The sequence below is a fragment of the Rhizobiaceae bacterium genome, assembly GCA_023953835.1.
Taxonomy (GTDB): Bacteria; Pseudomonadota; Alphaproteobacteria; order Rhizobiales; family Rhizobiaceae; genus Mesorhizobium_G.
In genome coordinates this window covers 635512-657050 of record JAMLJB010000001.1, presented here as the reverse complement: position 1 = coordinate 657050, position 21539 = coordinate 635512, and the positions used below count along the sequence as shown (strand labels likewise).

At 62.1% G+C, this 21539-nt stretch carries 17 protein-coding genes and 1 tRNA gene; 13 read left to right on the top strand and 5 right to left on the bottom strand.

Translation table 11 applies throughout. The annotated features are described in order from the left end of the window. Window positions 1-3 precede the first annotated feature (3 nt). The 6 genes from icmH to M9924_03065 are packed head-to-tail and all read left to right on the top strand — an operon-like array spanning window position 4 to window position 10781. Entirely contained in the window at window positions 4-840 is an 837-nt protein-coding gene (gene icmH, locus M9924_03090) for a type IVB secretion system protein IcmH/DotU (GenBank protein MCO5063381.1), read from the top strand. Then, entirely contained in the window at window positions 840-3479 is a 2640-nt protein-coding gene (tssH, locus tag M9924_03085) for a type VI secretion system ATPase TssH (GenBank protein ID MCO5063380.1), read from the top strand. The genes icmH and tssH overlap by 1 nt, the downstream gene beginning before the upstream one ends. A 3-nt stretch (window positions 3480-3482) precedes the next feature. Further along, a complete protein-coding gene (locus tag M9924_03080) occupies window positions 3483-5030 on the top strand; it encodes a sigma 54-interacting transcriptional regulator (protein ID MCO5063379.1) in 1548 nt (515 codons plus the stop codon). Window positions 5031-5086: 56 nt separating this feature from the next. After that, on the top strand, window positions 5087-5821 hold the full coding sequence (locus tag M9924_03075; protein MCO5063378.1) for a type VI secretion protein: 735 nt from the start codon (window positions 5087-5089) through the stop codon (window positions 5819-5821). An 18-nt stretch (window positions 5822-5839) separates the two neighbouring features. After that, the gene (gene tssM, locus M9924_03070) at window positions 5840-9415 is read left to right on the top strand and encodes a type VI secretion system membrane subunit TssM (GenBank protein ID MCO5063377.1); all 3576 of its coding nucleotides are present in this window, start codon (window positions 5840-5842) and stop codon (window positions 9413-9415) included. A gap of 43 nt (window positions 9416-9458) precedes the next feature. Continuing rightward, the gene (locus M9924_03065) at window positions 9459-10781 is read left to right on the top strand and encodes a type VI secretion system domain-containing protein (GenBank protein ID MCO5063376.1); all 1323 of its coding nucleotides are present in this window, start codon (window positions 9459-9461) and stop codon (window positions 10779-10781) included. On the opposite strand, the gene murA is transcribed toward M9924_03065, so the two are convergent. Both murA and M9924_03055 read right to left on the bottom strand, forming a co-directional pair. Beyond that, complete coding sequence (gene murA / locus M9924_03060; protein ID MCO5063375.1) at window positions 10778-12067, bottom strand: UDP-N-acetylglucosamine 1-carboxyvinyltransferase; 1290 nt, start codon at window positions 12065-12067, stop codon at window positions 10778-10780. The two genes, M9924_03065 and murA, sit on opposite strands and share 4 nt — an antisense overlap. A 104-nt stretch (window positions 12068-12171) precedes the next feature. Then, on the bottom strand, window positions 12172-12327 hold the full coding sequence (locus tag M9924_03055) for a hypothetical protein (protein MCO5063374.1): 156 nt from the start codon (window positions 12325-12327) through the stop codon (window positions 12172-12174). A 187-nt stretch (window positions 12328-12514) separates the two neighbouring features. Between M9924_03055 and M9924_03050 the strand changes: the two genes are divergently transcribed. Further along, window positions 12515-12589: transfer RNA gene (locus M9924_03050), tRNA-Thr, on the top strand. A gap of 41 nt (window positions 12590-12630) precedes the next feature. Here the strand turns inward: M9924_03050 and M9924_03045 are convergent. Further along, window positions 12631-13086, bottom strand: coding sequence for a hypothetical protein (locus M9924_03045; protein MCO5063373.1), 456 nt, complete (start codon window positions 13084-13086; stop codon window positions 12631-12633). A gap of 257 nt (window positions 13087-13343) precedes the next feature. Here M9924_03045 and M9924_03040 point away from each other — a divergent pair, with 257 nt between their 5' ends. After that, a complete protein-coding gene (locus tag M9924_03040; protein ID MCO5063372.1) occupies window positions 13344-14660 on the top strand; it encodes an NAD(P)H-dependent oxidoreductase in 1317 nt (438 codons plus the stop codon). Between the two features lie 2 nt (window positions 14661-14662). Here M9924_03040 and proC read toward each other — a convergent pair whose 3' ends face one another. Both proC and M9924_03030 read right to left on the bottom strand, forming a co-directional pair. After that, the gene (proC, locus tag M9924_03035; protein MCO5063371.1) at window positions 14663-15478 is read right to left on the bottom strand and encodes a pyrroline-5-carboxylate reductase; all 816 of its coding nucleotides are present in this window, start codon (window positions 15476-15478) and stop codon (window positions 14663-14665) included. Between the two features lie 68 nt (window positions 15479-15546). After that, window positions 15547-16209, bottom strand: coding sequence for a TetR/AcrR family transcriptional regulator (locus M9924_03030; GenBank protein MCO5063370.1), 663 nt, complete (start codon window positions 16207-16209; stop codon window positions 15547-15549). Window positions 16210-16428: 219 nt separating this feature from the next. Between M9924_03030 and M9924_03025 the strand changes: the two genes are divergently transcribed. The 5 genes from M9924_03025 (at window position 16429) to M9924_03005 (ending at window position 21534) form a co-directional block, all read left to right on the top strand. Beyond that, window positions 16429-16839: a hypothetical protein gene (locus M9924_03025; GenBank protein ID MCO5063369.1), complete on the top strand. Its 411-nt coding sequence runs from the start codon at window positions 16429-16431 to the stop codon at window positions 16837-16839. Between the two features lie 107 nt (window positions 16840-16946). After that, on the top strand, window positions 16947-17837 hold the full coding sequence (folD, locus tag M9924_03020) for a bifunctional methylenetetrahydrofolate dehydrogenase/methenyltetrahydrofolate cyclohydrolase FolD (protein ID MCO5063368.1): 891 nt from the start codon (window positions 16947-16949) through the stop codon (window positions 17835-17837). 126 nt (window positions 17838-17963) lie between these two features. Next, on the top strand, window positions 17964-18884 hold the full coding sequence (locus tag M9924_03015; protein ID MCO5063367.1) for a GlxA family transcriptional regulator: 921 nt from the start codon (window positions 17964-17966) through the stop codon (window positions 18882-18884). A 497-nt stretch (window positions 18885-19381) separates the two neighbouring features. After that, on the top strand, window positions 19382-19588 hold the full coding sequence (locus tag M9924_03010; GenBank protein MCO5063366.1) for a hypothetical protein: 207 nt from the start codon (window positions 19382-19384) through the stop codon (window positions 19586-19588). Window positions 19589-19869: 281 nt separating this feature from the next. Further along, window positions 19870-21534: a VWA domain-containing protein gene (locus M9924_03005; GenBank protein ID MCO5063365.1), complete on the top strand. Its 1665-nt coding sequence runs from the start codon at window positions 19870-19872 to the stop codon at window positions 21532-21534. The last annotated feature ends 5 nt before the right edge of the window (window positions 21535-21539 follow it).

The window sequence follows — 21539 nt, the reverse complement described above, 5'->3', positions numbered from 1 at the left end:
CCAATGAGTGAAGTCGCATTCACCGAGTTCAGCGGCAGGGGAGGAAGACAGGACGCTGCGTCTTCGATGCCGGCGCCCGTATCCGCGCGCGGGAGCACAGCGCTCGCGCGACACGCCGCGCGCGATTTCCAGATCGTATCGACAGGCTCGAACCGCCTGCTGGAAGGCGCCATGCCGCTGCTCGGTGCGTCGGTCCGGCTGCGCGGCCTCTATCACCTGGACGATGTCGCCGCATTGCACGCGCATCTCGCAAATGAGGTTCAAGCGTTCGAGCGCGCCAGTGAGGCCGCAGGTTACGACGCGGCGACGGTCATTGCAGCGCGCTACTGCATTTGCGCGACGGTCGACGAGGCCGTCCTCTCCCATCATTGGGGAGGCGACAGCCTGTGGCCGGAGCGGCCGTTGCTTTCGCTGTTCCACAATGAAACCTGGGGCGGAGAAAAGGTATTCGCCATCCTTGATCGCGTCATGGCCGAGACCAACCGGTTCCAGGACCTGCTTGAGCTCATCTACTACTGCATCGGCCTCGGATTCGAAGGCAAATATCATGTGATGCACAACGGGCAGGCCAAGCTCCACGAACTGCTGGAAACGGTCTACCGCCAGCTGGAAAAGCAGCAGGGCGAACCGCCCGGACGCCTGACCTTCCCCGAGCAGCACATCGTGAATCGGCCGGAGGAAATATCCAGACGGCTTCCGATCTGGGCTGTTCCGGTGATCGGAGCGGCTATCGTTGGTGCGATCTACATGGCGTTCGACGTTCCGCTCGACCGCCAGATCGACCACATCCGCGCAAGCATAAATGAGTCCCTAGCGACGATCGAAAAGTGGGTGAAGTGATGCTCAAGATCTCGAAGGAAAAGATGCTCGAACGCCTCAACGCCCATACGCGCCAGGCGCTGCAACGGGCCTCGGAACTTTGCATCGAGAATTCCGGCTATGAGGTTCTGGTCAGCCACTACCTCCTCGCATTGCTCGACCAGCCGGCGAACGACCTGTCGCGCATGCTGATCCAGCAGGGATGCGACATACAGGTCTGGACAGCCAAGCTGCGCAAATCACTGGACTATGCCCGTCGCGGCGCGCGGGAACTGCCTTACTTCTCGCCAATGCTGCTGGAACTGCTGCAGGACGCGTTCCTCATATCCACGGCTGAACTGGGCGAAAAGGAAATCCGCAGCGGCGCAGTGCTGATCGCCTGCGCGCGCAATCCTGACCGCTACTGTCATTTCCACATCTTCCCCGAATTCGAAGCGCTCGACGCGGCGGCGATGACGGCCGGGTTCAAGGACCTGACCAGGAGTAGCCTGGAAGGGGAGGCGCGCGAGGAAAAGGCCGACGCTCCGCTCAAATCCGAATCCGCGCTGCAGAAATTCGGACGCAACATAACCGCCGAGGCGCAAGCCGGTCGCATCGATCCGGTCTTCTGCCGGGAGGCCGAGATTGCCCTGATGACGGACGTACTTTGCCGCAGGCGCAAGAACAATCCGATCCTCGTGGGCGATCCGGGAGTCGGAAAGACCGCAGTAGCGGAAGGCCTCGCGCTCAAGATCATCGAGAACGACGTGCCCGATGCTCTGCGTGGCGCGGTCATCTGGGAACTGAACCTGGGCGCGTTGCAGGCAGGTGCATCGGTGAAGGGCGAGTTCGAGCGCAGGCTCAAGGCCGTGCTCGACGAAATCCTGAACTCGGCGGAAAAAATCATCCTGTTCATCGACGAAGCGCACACGCTCATCGGCGGCGGACAGGCGGGTGGCTCCGATGCGGCAAACCTTCTGAAACCGGCGCTCGCCCGGGGACAGCTTCGCGCGATCGCCGCGACCACATGGTCGGAATACAAGAAATATTTCGAGAAAGACCCCGCCTTGACGCGGCGTTTCCAACTCGTTCGCCTGGAGGAGCCGACGCCGCAGCAGGCCATCACGATCCTGCGCGGCCTGCGCGGCGCCTATGAGGAAACCCACGGCGTCTATATCACCGATGCGGCGCTGCGCGCTGCGGCGGAATTGTCCGCGCGTTACCTGACCGGCAGGCAATTGCCGGACAAGGCGTTCGACGTACTTGATACCGCCTGCGTCCGGGTTGCGTCGGGGCAGGCGGCCACGCCGGTCGCCCTTGACCTCCTCCACAAGCGGATCCGCATGGAAGAACTGGCCATGGAGGACGCGGCGCGGGACAGGCGGCTGGGCGCCGAGGGTCTGGAGCCGGAAAGCGATGCGCGCACAGCTGAACTGACCTCCCTGCGAGAGGAGGCCGAGCGGCTCGAAGCGCGATGGGCGCGAGAGAAAGCCCTTGTCGCCGACATTCTGGAAGCGCGCAGGCAACTCAATGCGCTGGAGGGTCCGGACGGCGATCCGGACATGCGGGAAAAGCTGCAAAAGGAAATCGCCGATGCGATTGCGACGCTGCGACTCGAGCGCGGCAACGAGCCTCCGTTGGTCAATTTCGAAGTTGGCGCCGCCGTCATCGGGCAGGTCGTGTCCGATTGGACCGGGGTTCCTGCCGCGAACATGTCCGACGACGACGCCGAACGATTGCTGCTTCTCGGCGATCGCCTGCGCGCCGCCGTGCTGGGACAGGACGAGGCAATCGCCGTCATTCACGACCGCCTGAAGGCTGCCCGCCTCGATTTCGTCAGGCAGAACACGCCGCGCGGCGTATTCCTGCTGGTCGGTCCTTCGGGGGTCGGCAAGACGGAAACCGCCGAACAGGTCGCAAAGCTGCTCTATGGCGGGCGTCAGTTCCTGACCGTCATCAACATGTCGGAATATCAGGAGAAGCACACGGTCTCGCGTCTCATCGGCTCACCCCCCGGTTATGTCGGCTATGGCGAGGGCGGCGTGCTGACCGAGGCCATCAGGCGCATGCCCTATTCCGTGGTGTTGCTCGACGAAGTGGAAAAAGCCCACCCGGAGGTCATGAACCTGTTCTATCAGGTTTTCGACAAGGGGGTGCTCAACGACGGCGAGGGGCGTGAGATCGATTGCCGCAACGCCGTTTTCTTCATCACGTCGAACCTGGGTTCAAGCGCGCTCATGCAGAACCGCGAAACGGTCGCCGGGGCGTCCATGGAGGCGCTGGAGGCGGCGCTGCGTCCGCATCTGGAACCACATTTCAAACCGGCCCTGCTGGCGCGCATGCGCATCCTTTGCTTCAAGCCGCTTTCGGATGAAACGATCCGGGGCATCATCAATCTGAAACTGACGGCGCAGGCTGCGAGGCTGCGCGAAGCACGTGGGCTGGAACTTGTCTGGGATACGGAGACGGAAAGCCAGATCGCGGCGCTCTGTGCTCATGCCGACAATGGCGCGCGCATGGCGGAGCAGGTCATCGAGCGCTGGATACTGCCCCCGGTCGCAGAGGAAACATTGACCCGCCTCAGCCAGCGCATGCCGCTGGAGCGTATCGAAGTCACGGCGAGGGACGGCGGCTTCCAACTCACTTTCCTGCCCGAATATGCTCTGGACGAGGCCGCCTGAGCCATGGATGCAGCGTCCCGCTCGGGCGACACGTTAGATGAGCTTTGCCGGCTTGCGAGCGCGGATGGCTGGACGTCTGCTCTGGAGACGGCATGCGGTCTGCTCAAGCATGCCGCTTCGGGAGAAAACGCTTTCCTCTTCCTGACCGACATAACCGGACAGGCGGTCGAACTGGCCGCAGCCCAGATCCGCGGTCGCGAACACCGAATCCTGGAAGAACTTCGTGTCGTGATCGATCCGACCGTCAACGACACCTGCCCGATGGTGCAGGTCGCGCAGTTGGGGCGGTTGCTGAGCATTGCGGACCACTCCCACGGCTATGATTTCAGCCGGATCGAAACATTGATCGCGCCTCCATCGCGCGGCAGACGTATGCTCTTCATTCCGCTGCGAGGCATGCGCCGGCCAGGCTTTTTCGGCATCGCCGTTGTCACCGGTATCGAAACAGCTTCCGACCTCGGCCCTAACACCAATGCACTGCTCAAGGCGATTTGCGACCTTCTGGATCTGTATTTGACCAATGGACGTCAGGCGGCCGAACTGCGATCGCTGCGGCATCGCGCGGAGTCGGAAGAGCGGGAAAAGCGCGAAACAAGGCAGCGTCAGGCAGCGCGGATCGAGGCTCGACTGGTCGGCAACTCGGCATTGATCAGCTCGGCGAGGGACCGTGTCGCCCAGTTTGCGGCCACCGAACATCCCGTCCTGATATTGGGCGAGCAAGGGAGCGGAAAGGAGCGCGCCGCGCGTGAAATTCACGGCTTGTCCAAGCGCCGCAACGCCACCTTTGTCTATTTCGACTGCGCTTCGGTGCCGCCGCTGGCGCTCGTAAGTGAGTTGTCCGGCTATAAGCGCGGCGCAATTCCCGGACAGGCGGCGGCACGGCGCGGACTCCTGCGGGAGGCGGCGGGCGGCACACTTTATCTGGATCGCGTTGACCTTGTCCCGCCGGAAGCCCAGATGTTTCTTGGCCGATTGCTTGAAACGGGCGTCTATCGGGCATTGGGCAGCGAACGCGACATGCCCTCCGACGCGCGCCTCATATTTGCGGCGCTGCCGGATTTTGTTCAGCGCGCGGAAGCCGGAACCTTCCTGCCCAGCCTTTCATTTGCGCTGCTGCGCTACGTGCTGAAAGTGCCTTCGCTAGAGGAAAGACGGCAGGATATCGGGCCGGTCGTCGAGGCCATTCTGGCGCGCGTTTCGGCACCGGGAGGCGACACGCTCGAGCTTTCGAATGGCGCGCTCGCAGTGCTGCATGCGCTCGACTATCCCGGCAATCTGCGCCAGCTCGAGTCATTGGTCGAGCGTGCCATCGACCTCGCCGCGGATGGCGAGAAGGCTCTTACCTCGGCGCATATCGAGGCGGCGAGAAATGTTGATGTCGGCGTTTCGCCTGTCGCAAGCGAAGGCTTGCGCGAGGCCGTCGCCCGCTTCGAGGCGGACCTCGTCCGCCGTGCCCTGAACCTCAGCAGCGGCGATCGTGCGCGGGCAGCCGAGTTGCTCCAGATTCCCAAGCGGACCCTTGCTGACAAATGCATCAGATACGCGCTTTGATCCTTCTCTTTTTTGCGTTCTGCTCGACAGCAGCGGCGGCGAACCTCCAGGAGGAGATGGCGACCTGCGCCGCGATGACTGACGTATTGGAGCGATTGGCCTGCTACGATCGTCTGTCGCGTTCGGTCGTGCCTGAACCTGCGCCGGCTCCGGCGACAGCACCCGCGGTTGCCGTTCCGACTGCTCCACCCCCTGTAATTGTGCCTCCCGCAGCGGCTGAGCACACGGGCGGGGAGGACAGCATTCCCGCAAAACGTGAAATTGCTTCCTATCTCAAGGGAACGCGGAGAATTGGCGACGAGCTTCAACTGACTCTGATCGACGTTCATACGGGCGAGCCGCTGCCCGAGGGACTGTTCGACGATCTTGCGAGGGGCGGCACGGAGCTGGAGCGCATTCGCGCGCAGGCGGATTTCATCATGGCTTTGCCGGCAACGCCCGAAAGCGACGAGGCCGCAGCACTCACCGTCGCATGTCGCGCCGGAATTACAGAGATTCGTGTCTATTGGCCGGAGCCGTTCGACGGGCAGCGCATACAGGTTCGCCTGCGCCGGGGAGAAAGCGTGGGCGAGGTCGTGACGATGAGGGTCAAGGGTGGCGGCTATGTGTTTGAAGCGCCGCGCGGCCTTGAAGCGATAAGGCTGATCCGCAGCATTGTCGAAGCTCCGAGAATTCAGGTGCTGGCGGGCGATCAGGGGTTTGAACGGACACGGTCCGCATTCTTCGAAATGAAGGATTTGCGCGGCGCGCTTGGGTTGCAGGCGCGCATATGTTCCTGGTCGGGCCGTTGAGCGATGGGTGGGTCTGAGATGAATCGAATTTGGGCGCAGTCCAGGAAGGTGCTGGAGCCGGTCCCGATCATCGCGATCTTGAGCCTGCTGCTCTCCGCGATCACATGGTGGTTCGGCGAGCGGCTCGGCTTCAATGACATCTATCCGCTGACGGATCCGACCCTACGTTTCTGGGCCGCGCTGTCATTCCTGGCATTCGGCATCCTGCTGCTCCTGTTTCTCGCCGCGCGGGTCGTGAGAAGGTGGCGGCGGAGCCGTGAGCAGCAGGTCGTGCGAGAACCGACGCCTGAGGAAATCGAAACGCAGGCAATGCACCGGGTTTTCGAGCGTGTCTGCAATGCGATGCGCAGCAGATGGTCCGAGGAAGGCAATCCCGTCTACGTCCTGCCGTGGTATCTTGTGATCGGCCAGAGCGGTGCAGGCAAAACGGCGCTGATCGAAAACAGCGATATGCGACTGCCCATCGATCACGAAATCCGCACCGCGCTGTTCGATCTGCGGGGAACCGAGGCCGCGCGGTTTGCCGAGTGGCGTGTCGTGGGCAGCGACGCTGTGCTGATTGAATTGCCCGGTGGGGTTTCAGTCGGACCGGAAGAGCGCAGCGTGATGCAGACCTTGCTCTGGCATCGTTTTCTCACCGAACTGCAAACCGTTCGGCCGAGGCGGCCGCTCAACGGCCTGATACTGGCGATCGACCTCATCGACTTTGCCGAGATGGACAATTCGGCCCGCGAGGGGTTTGCGGCGAGGATCCGGCGCACGATCGACGAGATCGTCGAGAGCCTTGCATCGCGGCTGACGGTGCATGTCGTTTTTACCAAGCTGGATCAGGTGGCAGGCTTCCTCGATTTCTTTCATGAGATCAAGCTGGAGGAACGCGAGAGCCTTTTTGGCTTCCAGTTCGATACGGAAGGCGACCAGTCGTGGCTTGAGCAGTTCGACGCGCAATACTCGGAATTTCTGGCCCGGCTTCACCGAGCGCTCAACATGCGCATGGCGACCGAGAAGGATGTGAACCGGCGTCAGGAAGCCTTTGCCTTTGCGCGTGGCTTTGCGGGAATTCAGAAGTCCCTTCGATCGTTCCTGGAAAGCGCGCTGCAGGCAGATCGCTTTTCGACGCCGCCATTGTTTCGCGGTGCATATTTTTCCGCACCGCGGCTGGAAAACGCGCCGCACAATATTTTCCTCGAAACGGTCGCCGAGCGCTACAACCTGCCGGCGCCGCTTTACGCGGTTCCGCAGGGTGCGTCCAAACCCTATTTTGCAAGCCACATCCTGAAGGAGGCGGTGTTTTGCGAGGCGGGTCTGGCGGGCAACAACCGGCGCGCCGAAGAAAGGTACATGCGCCTCATTGGCGCGTTGGGGCTCGCCGTCACCGCAATTATCCTGGGCGCGTCAGTTTACTGGTTCGCGCAATATCGCGGAAATATCGCCAACGCGAACGCGGTAAACGCGCGCATCGACGAGCTGCGGACGCAGCCCGGGGGCGCGCATGACACAATGGCGCAACTCGATGCATTCCGTGATGCGATGTTCCGGTTCGGCGATTTTCGCGACGTCAGTTGGGTTTCCGCCAAGCTGTCCCTGTACAGGGGACAGGACGTTTCGGTCCTTGCCGAAAACGCATACAGGATGGTCCTCCGCAGGAAGTTCATGCCGGATCTCATCGACAAGTTGCAGGGCAAGCTTGCGAATGTCTGTTCACCGGGTTCGGACGAGCAACTGAATCTCTTCCGCATACTGTTGATGCTCGGCACGCCGGAACAGCGCAACGTACCTGCCATCGAGGCCTATTTCCGCGCCGGCTGGCAGGAGGCCTACCAGAACAACGGCGGTATGCAGCAGCGATTGGCCAATCATCTGCACTATGCGCTGACTGTGGACCCTGAGCCCTACATGCTCGACCAGGAACTGGTGCGCAAGGTGCGCAGGGATCTGGCGCAGGTCACGCTGTACAGGCGACTCTACGCATCGATCCGGGGGCTGGCGGGTCGTCAGTTGCCGAATCCCCTGGAGTTTCGCTCGGCTGTGGGCGCAAAATTCGACATCGTCTATGTGGCCGACAAAAGCGCCGCGACCGGCAGCCAGGCCAGTATGCCCGTCATGACATCGACCGCCAACTGTGTTGCTCCAAGCGTGGTTGAACGTGATCCGTTCGAAATCGAGCGAATCTATACCAAGGACCAGTTCCACAAGTTTTTCATTCCGCAGATGCAGGCAGTGTCGCGCGCCGCTTTTGAAGACGTGTGGACGCTGGGTGTCCTCGACAAGACGGAAACCTCAGACGCCGATCTTGAGGTCATGCGGCAGAAGCTGCGCGAAATCTATGTCGAGGATTATATCCGCACCTGGCGAACGGCCCTCAAGTCAATGAAGGTGCGCCCTTTCACTGACTTGCGGGAAGCGGGCGAGATTTTGCGCGGCATAACGGGCGATGACAGCCCGATCAGGCGGATTGCGACGCTCGTCACGGAAAACACGGTGATATATGCGCCGGAAGCGGTCGCGCCCGATACGAAAAGCGGCGTCTTCAACCTGCCGTTCGATCCTGACAGGGAAGCCGGCCTGCGCATCAACGAGGAGTTTCGCGCCATCCAGCGTCTGTTGACCGGCGAACAGAGCACGGTGCAGCCGAACATCGATCAGATCGAGCAGGCGCTTGCGGACCTCAACGACTATATGAGCGCGGTGCTTGAGGCGCCGGACCCATATGTCAAGGCTCTGGAAGTGGCCACGGCTCGCGCCGGATTGAAAGGCTCCGACCCCATTTACCTGATGGAACGGCTTGCCGAGCGCATGCCCGCGCCGTTCGACGCACACCTGCGCTTCATCGCAAGCGAAAGCTGGCGCGTGATACTGGAAACGGCGGCGCAGGCGCTTGACCGGAAATGGAAGCAGGAAGTCTATTCGGAGTTCCAGCGTGTGATCGCGGATAAATATCCGTTCGACCGCCAGAGCGATGACGACCTGCCGTTGCAGGACTTCGAAAACTTCTTCAGGCCGGGCGGAAAGCTCGAAAGCTTCTACAAGGCCAATCTCGCGGTGTTCGTGGACGAAGCGAGCGGGGAGCCCCGCGACATTGATGGTCATTCGCTTCCGATCGACCCGCAATCCGCCGCGCAATTGCAGCGCGCGATGCGCATCACGAGAACCTTCTTCAACGAAGCCGGAGAGCTATCCGTCAAGTTCAGCGTCCAGCCCGTCGGCATGACTGCAAACCTGTCGCGCGCGCAGATCAACTTCGAAGGGCAGCTTGTGGTGTATACCCACAGCGCCGCTCGTCCGGTACGGATCGTATGGCCGAACAGCATCGATGGCGGCGCATCTTCCCGCTACGATCTTTCCACGCTGGGGCGCGAAAGCAGGTCCGGCGGGCGACAGTTCAACGGTCCCTGGTCATGGCTGCGGCTGTACGACAGCGGCAGCAAGATCGGTACCAGCGAGAATTCCGTCGATGTCAGCTTCTCAAATGCAAAGGGGCAAAGCGCACGCTTCCGCATCTGGGCGGAAGGTGAGATCAATCCGTTCTTCAATAGCCCGCTCAACAGCGTGATGTTGCCGAGCCAGTTGCGCATACCGGCATCCAGCCAATGAAAACCGCATTGGAAGGGGGCACCAAGCTGGTGGGTGCATCCGGATGATCGTCAAGAGATTGCAGGAAGAAAACCTCGACGCGGGCGAGATTTCGGAACCCGTGGAGGAACTGCTCGACACGCTCGACACCGCATTGATGAAACGCGGCACGCTGAACGCGAATACGATCGACTGGGAGCAGGTCGGCAAAGATGCGCGCGCGGTACTGGAGGAATGCCTCCATTTGCGAGCGCTGAGGGCTTTGATTTTCGCGCTTGGCCAGACGCCTACCGAGGAGGCATTGGAGGAGGCGATGCAACTCGCAGAGGCGGGGTTTGCGCCCGGCGCCTGGGCCTTGTTCCATCCGCAAGGGCCGAAGGCGGAGCGCCGCCGCACGCAATGGGGCGCAGACATTCTGTCCGCGTTGCAGCAGTCGCAAAAGCAGATCGAACGCCAGACGCGCGGCTTGCCCAAGGAGTTTCTGGCGAGGGCCGAGGCGCTCGGCAAGACTGCCGCTTCGATAGGCATCGACAGTTCGGCCTATCAGGTTGCGGTCAACCAGTTGCACGAGCGGGGCGAGCCCGCCCCCGCCGCGCAGCAGGTTGAGCAGGAACATCATTCGGATGCTTCCGTTGAACTTGACGCCCGCGGTCGCGCCGAATTGCGCAGAGATATCCGGTCTTTGGCCGATCGTATCGGCAGGCACGAACCGGGCGCCGAAATAGCATTCCAGATGCGCCGCTATGGGGCCTGGCTGGACTTTCGCACGCTGCCGCCAGTCGACAGCGAGAACCGCACCACGCAATATCCGATGCCTTCGGATATGGTGGATGAGTTCCGCTCCCTTGCGGAGCGCCCCACCGACAATGGGTTGATGAAGCTGGAAGACCAATTGTTTCACAGCCCGGATTGGCTCGAAGGCCAACGGCTCGCCACTCGCATCGCTTCGGCGCTCGGATACAAGGCGGCTGCGGAAACGATCCATCATGCCGTCGCGCGCCGGTTTGCGGACATGCCTGGGCTTGCAGGCCTGCGTTTCGTGACTGGCAATCCTTATTTCGATCCGGCTCTGCTGGAGTGGGTGCACCAGGCAAAGATGGGCGGCAGCACCGACGAAGCCGAAGACGCGGAAGGAGAAGAGCGCGAGGAGCCGACGCTGGAGGACCGCATCGCGGCGCGGGAAACAAACGTTGCTTCACAACGCTCGCGCCGGGCAAGGGCGGTTGCGAAGCTCGCGCTTGCCAAGGAATTGTTGGCCGCGGGATTGTCGAGCCATGCAGGCTTCCTGTTGCAGGAATTGGTGGAAACGCTTTCCGATCCCGTTCTTGCAAGCTGGGACAGCGAACTGGCCGATGATGTGCGCAGCGCACAGAGCCGTAAGGGCTAGCTTGACAGCCGTTCGATCATCGCACCGCAATTCGACAGTTTCTCCTCGAGACGCTCGAAGCCGCGATCAAGATGATAGACCCGATTCACGATGGTTTCGCCCTCGGCGGCGAGGCCGGCAATAACGAGCGAAACAGATGCGCGCAGGTCCGTTGCCATCACAGGCGCGCCGCGAAGCTTTGCCACCCCATCGACCACTGCGGTCTGCCCCGACAGCGAAATATGCGCGCCCAGACGCGCCAGTTCCTGCACATGCATGAACCTGTTTTCGAAGATCGTTTCGGTGATGTGCGACTTGCCCTTCGCCATGGTCATGAGCGCCATGAATTGCGCCTGAAGGTCTGTCGGGAAACCGGGAAACGGCTCGGTGACCACGTCCACGGGTGAAATGCCCGATCCGTTGCGCTGGATACGAATGCCCGAATTGGTCGGCGTGACTTCCGCTCCAGTTCTCGAAATGACGTCCAGCGCCGATTGCAGCAGTTCAGGCCGCGCGCCTTCCAGCAACACGTCGCCCCCGGTCATCGCGACGGCCATGGCGTAGGTGCCGGTCTCGATGCGGTCGGGTATCACCCGGTGCCGCGCGCCGGAAAGGGAATCGACGCCCTCGATCGTGATGGTGGGGCTTCCCGCGCCGGAGATGCGGGCGCCCATGGCGTTCAGGCATTCGGCCAGGTTGACAATTTCCGGTTCACGGGCCGCGTTTTCCAGAACGGTTTCGCCGCGCGCCAAAGAAGCCGCCATGACGAGCACATGGGTCGCGCCGACCGAGACCTTGGGAAACACATAGCGATTTCCGCGCAGGCGATTGCGCGCGGTGGCCATGACATAGCCGCTTTCGACGTCGATCTCAGCGCCGAGCGCCTGCAACCCCTCGATGAAGAGATCGACCGGCCGCGTGCCGATGGCGCAGCCGCCCGGCAGGGAAACACGAGCCTCGCCCATGCGCGCAAGCAGCGGCCCGATAACCCAGAAGCTGGCGCGCATTTTCGAAACGAGCTCATATGGAGCCGTGGTGTCGACGATGTTGCGTGCGGAGAAATTGATGGTGCGCGCGTAGAGTTCGCCCTGTTTTTCGCGCCGCCCGTTGACCGAGTGATCGACGCCGTGATTGCCGAGAATGCGGATCAACTGCTCGACATCGGCAAGGTGTGGAACATTTTCGAGCGTGAGCGTGTCGTCGGTCAGCAGCGATGCGATGATCAGCGGCAGGGCCGCATTTTTCGCGCCGGAAATGGGAATGCTGCCGCGAAGTTCGTTCCCCCCGACGATTCTGATTCGATCCATGAAAATTCTTTCTGTCCGGGCCAACCGGAAAAAACAGTGGAGCGCCGTCTAACTCATCGCGCCGGTTGATTCAAGAAAAGCGCTTCGCGCCTTGACGCACACATTCAGTCCTTGCCGTCGGCCGGCTGTGCCGGTTTGCCAGCCGACCTGCGCTGCCTTGCCTGCGCCTTTCGCTTCAGCAGGTTGGCCCGTAGCTCCGCCGCCAGCCGCATCTTGCGATTGTCGGGATTGGTTGCAGGCCCCTTTTTTTCAGTACTCATGCGCCTGATGCGTCCCCAGCGCTGTAGTGTTGAAGATCAACAGACGGTGGCATATTTGCGGCCAACAACCCATGGTAGCGTCGTGAAGTGGCTAATACCAATATCTACAGCGCGGCGCCGGAAAATCCACCGGAAGGTGATTTCCCGTGTTGACGAACTGCCGGAAATACAGGAAAAGCCGCCACGCGCTGCGGTAGCTCAGTGGTAGAGCACTCCCTTGGTAAGGGAGAGGTCGAGAGTTCAATCCTCTCTCGCAGCACCATCCCGCAGAAAAATCGTCAAAAATCGCGCCCGCGCGCCGGATCAATTGCCACCGTGGCCGCTTGCGAGGCGTCTCAGCCCGACCACCGACAGCGCAAGCAGGATCACGGCCTTCGCGGCTTCGCCTATGACATACCAAAGATGGTAGCTGTTCGGCGCAGTCGTATCGCCGGACAGGATCTGGCTCACCCGCGCAACAAGCGCGGGCAGCAGCCAGAATGCCTCTGCGACCACGATTGCCACCAGCAGCACGCCGAGCAGCGCGCGAAGCGCGCCCGGCCTGAACACGAACAGGCACACCAACAACAGCGCGGACAATCCCAGTTCGACCTTGCTGAAAAACTCGAAGGTCACGCGGCCCACATCGAGCGCAACCGGCAGTTCGAGCGTCGGCGCGCGAAATTTCACCGGCGTCGCGAGAAAAGAAACGCCGATCAACAGCCCGAGCCACAGCGTCGTCACAAATGCGATTATTGCTTCTCCGACCTTGGACGGCATCAATCCCCCCATGCTTGCAGGATTCCGAAAGACGGCCCTGAATGACATTTGTCGCGCGATATTCAAACGGCCTAAAGCGTCGCATGCAGTGCCGCCCGGCCGGAGGCATATTGCCCTCCGACCGCGAAGCCTATGTTCCGGTGGGCTAAATCGGTTATAGGGTGGCGGGAGATGAGTCCCCTGCCGCCTTTTTCCACTTGGCATGGCGCCCAAGACCTGAATTTCAACAATTTCGCTCCAGTCGGCGAACAAGGAACATGATGCAATCAATTGCCCTGACTGGTCTAGCACGCGATCTGGCCCGGCGCGCGGAAGAGGGCAGGCCGGTGCGCATCGGCGTCATAGGATCGGGCGAGATGGGCACCGATCTCGTCACCCAGTGCATGCTGATGAAGGGGGTGGAATTGGCCGCGATGTCCACCCGCAGGCCCCACACCGCACGCAATGCCGTCAGGATCGCCTATGGCGACGAGGACCATGCATGCGAGGCCGGAAACGCATCCGCCGTCACCGCTGCAATCGAGGCGGGCAAGCTCGCAATCACCAGCAATGAGTTGCTTGTCACCAATCCGCTCCTCGACGTGGTCATCGACGCGACGGGCAAGCCCGGCGTGGCCGCCGATTTCGACCTCATGGCTATGGAGCACGGCAAGCACCTCGTCATGATGAATGTCGAGGCCGACGTGACGATCGGACCCTATCTCAAACAGCAGGCCGACCGGCTGGGCGTCATCTATTCCATCGGCGCCGGCGACGAGCCGTCAAGCTGTATGGAACTGATCGAGTTTGCCACTTCGCTCGGCTATACCATCGTGGCGGCGGGCAAGGGCAAGAACAACGCGCTCAACCACGATGCGGTGCCCGACGCCTATCGCGAGGAGGCCGAGCGGCGAAACATGAATCCGCGCATGCTGGTCGAATTCGTGGACGGCTCCAAGACCATGGTGGAAATGGCGGCAATCGCGAATGCCACCGGGCTGGTGCCTGACGTTCCGGGCATGCACGGCCCGAGCGCGGGCCGTGAGGATCTCGCAAAGGTGCTGGTTCCGCGGGAGGCAGGCGGTGTGCTGTCGCGCAAGGGCGTGGTGGACTACACCATCGGCAAGGGTGTCGCGCCGGGCGTGTTCGTCGTTGTCGAGGCGACGCATCCGCGCATTGTCGAGCGCATGGACGATCTGCATGTCGGCCACGGTCCGTATTACGCCTTCCATCGCCCCTATCACCTGACATCGCTCGAAGTGCCGCTCACCGCCGCGCGTATCATGCTCTATGGAAGGCCGGACATGGTGCCGCTGGCGCGGCCCGTCGCCGAGGTTTGCGCAGTTGCCAAGCGCGACCTCAAGCCGGGCGACAGTCTCGATGCCATCGGCGAGACGTGCTACCGGTCATGGACGATGAGTGTTGAGGAAGCGCGCGCCGCAAAGGCAATTCCTGTCGGGCTTCTGGAGGGCGGCAAGGTGCTGGAGCCGGTGCGCAAGGGCGAGTTGCTGACCAGCCTCAACGCAACGCCGGATCGGACAACGAGATTGTTCGCGCTGCGCAGCGCCCAGGATGAAATGCTCTACGGGTCCTGACCCTAGCTTCCCAGCTCGACGGAGCGCTTTTGCGCGGCGTGAACGGCTTCGGTCAGCAGGTTCTGCATCTTTTCGCCGCCCATCAGCACGTCGAGCGCGGCAGCGGTCGTGCCGTTGGGGCTTGTGACCTGCCGCCGCAATTCGCCGGGGTCCTGACGGGTTTCCGCAGCGAGACATGCCGCTCCATAGACCGTTTGCATGGCGAGCAGCCTTGCGGTGTCCGATGGAAGGCCGACCGTCTCGGCGGCTTTCGTCAGGCATTCGATGAAATGAAATATATAGGCAGGTCCGGAGCCGGAAACAGCCGTTACCGCATCCATCAAGGCTTCATCCGCGATGCTCGTGACTTCGCCGCTGGCGGAAAGCAGGTCCTCGATGGCGGCCTTGGCGTCGGCGGTCACATGCGCATTCGCATAGGCCACCATCATGCCCTTGCCGATTGCGGCGGGCGTGTTGGGCATACAGCGCAACACCGGGGTACCGGACCCCAGTATTTCCTCGAATGTCCTGATCGGCGTGCCGGCCGCAATTGAAATGAACGTCGTCGCCGACGAGCCGTATTCCTTATAGTTTTCAAGGACATCGCGCAGCACCTGCGGCTTCACTGCAATCAGCACCATATCCGGTTTCAATCCGGCGCGGAGGCCGGTCGCGCTTGCCGCCGTCGCGATGCCCAGGCCGGCGGCGCGATCGCGAAGCGCCTCGTTGGGTTCCACGACAAAGACCTCGGACGGCTTCATCTTCCCGGATTTCAACCAGCCGGAAAGCATGGCGAAACCCATATTTCCGCACCCGACAAGAACCAGCTTCACGACCATTTTCACGCTCCGTTTCGCCTGCTTTAAACGCAGCGGGGCGAAACGGGAAGAGCGGTCGAGCGCGACCGCTACGGCCACCGACCGATGACGCCGCAGTCACCGGGATCGCCAAGCGATTCGATCTCGCCTTCGGTAACGGCGGCCATGGCGACATCGATCATCCGTCCGGCAAAGCCAGTGGGTTCGCCGAATGGGAATTTCGGGAATGTAATCATCAACGAAACCGCGCCATGGATCGCCGACCACAGCATCGTGGCGATTGCAAAGACATCGCCCTTCATCTGGCCGCGCGAAACGGCGGCGGCGATTTGCGACAGCAGCAGGTTCAGGCAAGGATTGTTCTTCTTCAGCCTGTCGAACGTGTCCTTCTCATGCAGATGGGTCTTGGGCGTCATGAAGACGGTGACATATTCGTTCGGGTTCTCGAGCGCGAAGGCGGCGTATTCGTTGAGGCCGATCCTTATTGATTCCAATGGGTTATCGGTTTGGCGGGCGGCCACGCGGCGGGCCAGCATGGCAAACGCGTCCTCCGCCACGGCCAGCAGGATTTCGTCCTTGTCCGCGAAATAGGAATAGACCGACATCGGCGCATAGCCGACCCGTTCGGCCAGTTTGCGGATGGTCAGGCCCTCATAACCCTCCTCTCGGATAAGCTGATGGGCCATCGCCAGAAGCTCGGCTCGGGTGTCCGCCTTGTGGCGTTCGCGGCGGGTCATGGCCGGCGCATTCATGGGTCGATTCCTTGCATGACGAAACAATATACGCTGTACGAAGCCGGATTCAACGGCGCATAAGCGTGTGAACAGGCGCGATTCTCCGCGCAAAAATGCCGATTCCCGTGAAAATACGACCGCAAAACATACGAAAATTCGCGCAAAATGCCGCTTAACGCTTTATTCTGACGCAGGCTTTAGCGTCAAAGCGAGCGACGAGGCGGTCGGCGGGAGCGGATGGAAGGCGACGAGGCAGACAGGGAACGGCGGTCGATCCCCTCGCTGGCGCATGCGCTCGAGGAGGCGCGGGCACGCGCGAAATTCACCCCCCGGATCGATGCGCCAGAGGAGGGGCTGGAGACGCGCGCGAGGCGACCGGCTATGCGCAAGCGGTCAGGGTCATTGCTCGACTTCGCCACCCCTTCGGCGACGGCTCCGTCTGACAGCAGGATCGAAGCCGCGCGCCTTGCCGTCGAGGCGGACGCCGCACGGCGGGCCTTGTCGGCGCGGGATGCGAAGGCATCCTCGCAGATGCAGGACAGCATGGGCGAGATGCGCGCCGCCATCGAGGAATGCCTGGTCGCGATACGCGAATGCCGCGAAATGGTGCGGGCATTGGCGACGCGGCGCGACCGCAACTATTTCTGATTTCGGGACCGATTTCGCTTTTGCGTCAAAAGGAGGCGCAAGCGCGGATTGCGCAAGCGCGCTTTGTTGATTATCGCCCGCACATCGGCAACGCGCAGGGGTCCGGCATGGCTGAAAGAATCGACGGCAGGCAGATCGCGGAAGAGGTGATCGCCGAGGTCAAGAAGCGGTCGGCAACGCTCCTGGAAGCCCGGAACGTGCAGCCCGGCCTTGCCGTCGTCATTGTGGGCGAGGACCCTGCGAGCCAGGTCTACGTCGCGTCCAAGTCGAAAAAGGCCAAGGAATGCGGGTTCAAATCCGTCCAGCACACGCTGCCGGCCACAACCGGCGAGGCGGAGTTGCTGGCGCTGATCGCGAACCTCAATGCCGACCCGTCGATCCACGGAATACTTGTCCAGCTTCCGCTGCCGGACCACATCGATTCGGGTCGCGTCATCCAGACCATCGCGCCGGAAAAGGATGTCGACGGCTTCCACTTCATCAATGTCGGCAAGCTCGTGACCGGCGAAATGAAAACGGCTTTCGTTCCCTGCACGCCCGCCGGTTCGATGATCCTGATCGAGCGGGTGCGCGGGCGGGACCTCTCGGGCCTGAATGCCGTGGTTGTGGGCCGTTCCAACATCGTCGGCAAGCCCATGGCCAGCCTGCTGCTCGGCGCGAACTGCACGGTGACGATTGCGCACAGCCGCACCCGCGACCTTCCGGCGGTCTGCCGGACAGCCGATATTCTGGTTGCGGCGGTGGGTCGCCCGGAAATGGTGCGCGGCGACTGGATCAAGCCCGGCGCCACGGTCATCGATGTCGGCATCAATCGCATCGCCACGCCGGACGGCAAGACCCGGCTGGTCGGTGATGTGGCCTATTCGGAGGCCGAAAAAGTGGCGGGCGCGATCACGCCGGTGCCGGGCGGCGTCGGGCCGATGACGATTGCGCTGTTGATGGCGAACACACTGGTGTCGGCCTATCTTGCCGCCGGGCTGGAAAGGCCACAATTCTAGTCGAATCGAGTAAGCCCATTTCCTGTCACCGGGGAGGCGATGGAACAGGACGTCTGGACCAGTTCGGGGGAGGCAGGCCGCCGCGCTGCGGATGCGCAGACGCGGCATCGCCAGTTCGCGTTCCTCATGGTGGAGCGGTTCCCCATGTTCTCGCTTGCCGCCGCCATCGACATCCTGCGCTCGGCAAATCGGCAGCTCGGTCACAATTTCTATAGCTGGATCACGGTTTCCGCTGACGGAGAGTCGGTCATGGCCTCCAACGGCCTGCCGGTCAAGGTGGACTACAGCATCGCCGACGTGCCGTCTGCCGACATTCTGTTTGTCGCGGCGGGCCTTTCGCTCGAATTTCCCGGCAAGAGCAAGGTGCTGGCGGGCCTGCGCAAATGGGGCCGCCGGGGCGGGGCGCTCGGCGCGCTTTCCGTCGGCTCGCATCTTTTGGCAGACGCCGGGCAACTGGACGGTTGCCGCTGCACCATCCATTGGGAAAACCGCGCTTCATTCATGGAAGCCTTTCCCGGCATCGAATGCACGGGCAATGTGTTCGAGATCGACCGCAAGAGATACACCTGCGCGGGCGGCACCACCTCCATCGACCTCATGCTCGCCATCGTGCGGGAAGACCTTGGCTCGGGCATTGCCAACGAGGTCGCCAACCAGTTCAACTACGAGCGCGTGCGCTCGGCTGCCGACCGGCAGCGGCGCGGCCCCGAGCGCGACCTCACCGGCAAATCCGAGAAGCTCAAGCGCATCGTCGAGCGCATGGCCGACGCGCTGGACGAGCCGCTGTCAGCGGTGCAACTCGCCAGGGCGGCAGGACTGTCGGTGCGGCAGGTCGAGCGGCTGTTCCTGCGCCACATGAACATGACGCCCGGCAAATATTACACGCGGCTTAGGCTCGAACGCGCACGCGAATTGTTGCGGCAGACCAACATGCCGATCCTCGACATTGCCGTGGCGACGGGCTTCGCGTCGCATTCCTATTTCGCGCAGAGCTATCGCCAGCATTTCGGACGGCCCCCCAGCGAGGAACGCCGCACGACGTATTGACGGGAGAGGGCAGGGTCCGGTGTCGCATGGTTGCCCCACCCCTCATCCGCCTGCCGGCACCTTCTCCCACAGGGGGAGAAGGGGATGTCAGTCACGCCGGCCTCAGTCAACGACGTCGCAGAAAATGCGAGACGTGGTTGCCATCGTCCTTCTCCCCTTGTGGGAGAAGGTGCCGGCAGGCGGATGAGGGTGTACAAGCCTCCCGCTCCAAAATCCCGCTTCTATTTTAGCATATGATGGAATATGGTCGCGCCGGGTCCGGTCATCTGGCCGGGCCTTGGGGCTTAGAAACCCCACACACAAAAAGGTCTGTGCCGACCGGAACGGTACTTCCACGCGCCTCAGGGCCGGGGGAGCCCTCGTGCATGTCCAGAGCCTTGCGGCTTAAAGACGAGGGCGGCCGTGTGTGTGCGGTTTTCTAATCCCCCGGTCACCAGAGGGGTGCATGGGGCTTTGGGGACCCCTCGGTGACCAAATTGCATGGCACGGGGAGCAGCATGGACAGCTATCATTTCTGGCAGGATTTCTTTCAGACGTTCCGAGCGTCGTCAGACTTCATCAAGGCGATGTGGATTGTCGTCCCTTCATTCACCTTGCTCGGCCTGACTTGGATCGTTCTGATCTCGCGCTTTCGGCGGGTAATGTGTGTGGATACGACCCCAACTTTGGTTTGCTGCGCAACCAGCCTCTCCCCCACCAAGTGAGGGTAGCGCGCGTTTTCCCTGTCACGTTCGCGCCGCCCCTCAACCCGCTGCCGCGACCTTCTCCCCGCAGGCGGGGAGAAGGGAATTGTCATCAACGTTGGGGATTATCTTCCTTCTCCCCGTTCTACACGGGGAGAAGGTCGCGGCAGCGGGTTGAGGGGCGGCGCCAGCCCTGCCGCATTTGTGCGATCCGTCATCCGGAAACCCTATTCTTGCTTCCGGCATTGTAAGATGCACCCTGTTTGGTTAGCGTCGCCCGACTTCGAATCCGTGGAGGAACGATGCGGCATCCGGCACGCGTTTTTGTCATCCTGTTTGCGATCCTGTGCGCCACGACGATGGCGCGGGCGGAAGGCCGCGCGATCATCGTGCTCGATGCATCCGGGTCGATGTGGGGCCAGATAGACGGCAAGCCGAAGCTGGAGATTGCGCGCCAGACGCTGCGCACCGTGTTGCAGAGCATTCCGTCCGACCTGGAGCTTGGCCTGATGGCCTATGGCCACCGCCAGAAGGGAAGCTGCGAGGACATCGAGCTTGTGGTGCCGCCCGCCACCGGCACGGCAGGCGCGATCGCCGCCGCGGCGGACCAGATGAAATTCCTCGGCAAGACGCCGCTTTCCGCTGCGGTGAAAAAGGCGGCGGAGGACCTGAAATACACAGAGGAAAAGGCAACCGTCATCCTCATAACCGACGGACTGGAAACCTGTGCCGCCGATCCATGCGCGCTCGGCAAGGAACTCGAGCAATCGGGCGTCGATTTCACGGCCCATGTCGTCGGCTTCGGCCTGACCGCCGACGAGGGGAAGCAGGTGGCGTGCCTGGCGGAAAATACGGGCGGCAAATACATGCAGGCGTCGGACGCCTCGCAACTGGAAGAGGCGTTGAAGACGACGGTGGCGGAGGCCGCGCAACCCGCGCCCGAGCCCCAGCCGGCGCCGCCTCCGGCTCCCGAGCCGGCGAAGGTCGAGTTCAACATCATGCCGACCGCGTCGCTGACCGAAGGCGGCGAGGCGATCAATTCGAACGACCTTTCCTACACGGTTTCCCGCGCAAAGCCGGACGGAACGGCGGGCGACTACGTGACCACCGAATATGGCCAGTGGAAGGGCAATCTCGAACCGGGCGAGTACGTGATCGTCGCGAAGATGGGCGAGGCCGCCACGCAGCAGAAAATCGGCATCGAGGCGGGCAAGACGGCAACCCCGCGCTTCGTCTTGAATGCGGGCACGCTGGCAATTCGCGCGGTGCCCTATGAGGGCGCGGAGCCGGATGGCGATGCGCAGATCATCGCCGATTTTCCGGGCGGCAGTTCATCGGCCAACTATGGCGAGCGGACATTCGTTCTGCCGGCAGGCGAGACGAAGATCACCGTGAAGCTCGGCGCGGGCGAAGTGAGCGAGACGTTCAGCATCGCGGCGGGCCAGACCATCTCAAAAGATATTGTGGTGGGCGTCGGTACGGCGGTGATTTCGAGCTTCTACACGCAGGGCGGCGAGAAGGTCGATTCAGGCAATCTCTACACGCGCATTTTCAAGGCGGCGAAAAAGATGGACGGCACGCGCGATCAGGTCGCGTATGACTATGGCACCGATCCCGATTTCGACCTGCCCGCCGGTGACTATGTGGCGGTGGTGCAGCTCGACGCCACCAATGTCGAAGTGCCGTTCTCCGTCAAGGTGGGCGAGCGCAAGGACGAGACGGTCGTGCTGAATGCGGGCGTGCTGGCGGTGGACGCGCCCGGCGCCAGCGAGATCAGGCTGTTCGAGGGCAAGGCCAATTTGCAGGGTGAAAGGCAGGGCGTCACCTATGGCTATGGTGAAACATTGCAGTCCACCGTGCCCGCCGGAGACTATATGCTGATCGTGACGCCGAACGGAGAAGGGCAGAAGAAGGAAAAGCCCGTCACCGTGAAGGCCGGAGAGCGCACCGAGATCAAGGTCGAATAGGGGAG

Coding starts and splice junctions, on each gene's coding strand:
- icmH (MCO5063381.1), top strand. CDS start 4: ATGAGTGAAGTCGCATTCACCGAGTTCAGCGGCAGGGGAGGAAGACAG.
- tssH (MCO5063380.1), top strand. CDS start 840: ATGCTCAAGATCTCGAAGGAAAAGATGCTCGAACGCCTCAACGCCCAT.
- M9924_03080 (MCO5063379.1), top strand. CDS start 3,483: ATGGATGCAGCGTCCCGCTCGGGCGACACGTTAGATGAGCTTTGCCGG.
- M9924_03075 (MCO5063378.1), top strand. CDS start 5,087: ATGGCGACCTGCGCCGCGATGACTGACGTATTGGAGCGATTGGCCTGC.
- tssM (MCO5063377.1), top strand. CDS start 5,840: ATGAATCGAATTTGGGCGCAGTCCAGGAAGGTGCTGGAGCCGGTCCCG.
- M9924_03065 (MCO5063376.1), top strand. CDS start 9,459: ATGATCGTCAAGAGATTGCAGGAAGAAAACCTCGACGCGGGCGAGATT.
- murA (MCO5063375.1), bottom strand. CDS start 12,067: ATGGATCGAATCAGAATCGTCGGGGGGAACGAACTTCGCGGCAGCATT.
- M9924_03055 (MCO5063374.1), bottom strand. CDS start 12,327: ATGAGTACTGAAAAAAAGGGGCCTGCAACCAATCCCGACAATCGCAAG.
- M9924_03045 (MCO5063373.1), bottom strand. CDS start 13,086: ATGCCGTCCAAGGTCGGAGAAGCAATAATCGCATTTGTGACGACGCTG.
- M9924_03040 (MCO5063372.1), top strand. CDS start 13,344: ATGATGCAATCAATTGCCCTGACTGGTCTAGCACGCGATCTGGCCCGG.
- proC (MCO5063371.1), bottom strand. CDS start 15,478: ATGGTCGTGAAGCTGGTTCTTGTCGGGTGCGGAAATATGGGTTTCGCC.
- M9924_03030 (MCO5063370.1), bottom strand. CDS start 16,209: ATGAATGCGCCGGCCATGACCCGCCGCGAACGCCACAAGGCGGACACC.
- M9924_03025 (MCO5063369.1), top strand. CDS start 16,429: ATGGAAGGCGACGAGGCAGACAGGGAACGGCGGTCGATCCCCTCGCTG.
- folD (MCO5063368.1), top strand. CDS start 16,947: ATGGCTGAAAGAATCGACGGCAGGCAGATCGCGGAAGAGGTGATCGCC.
- M9924_03015 (MCO5063367.1), top strand. CDS start 17,964: ATGGTGGAGCGGTTCCCCATGTTCTCGCTTGCCGCCGCCATCGACATC.
- M9924_03010 (MCO5063366.1), top strand. CDS start 19,382: ATGGACAGCTATCATTTCTGGCAGGATTTCTTTCAGACGTTCCGAGCG.
- M9924_03005 (MCO5063365.1), top strand. CDS start 19,870: ATGCGGCATCCGGCACGCGTTTTTGTCATCCTGTTTGCGATCCTGTGC.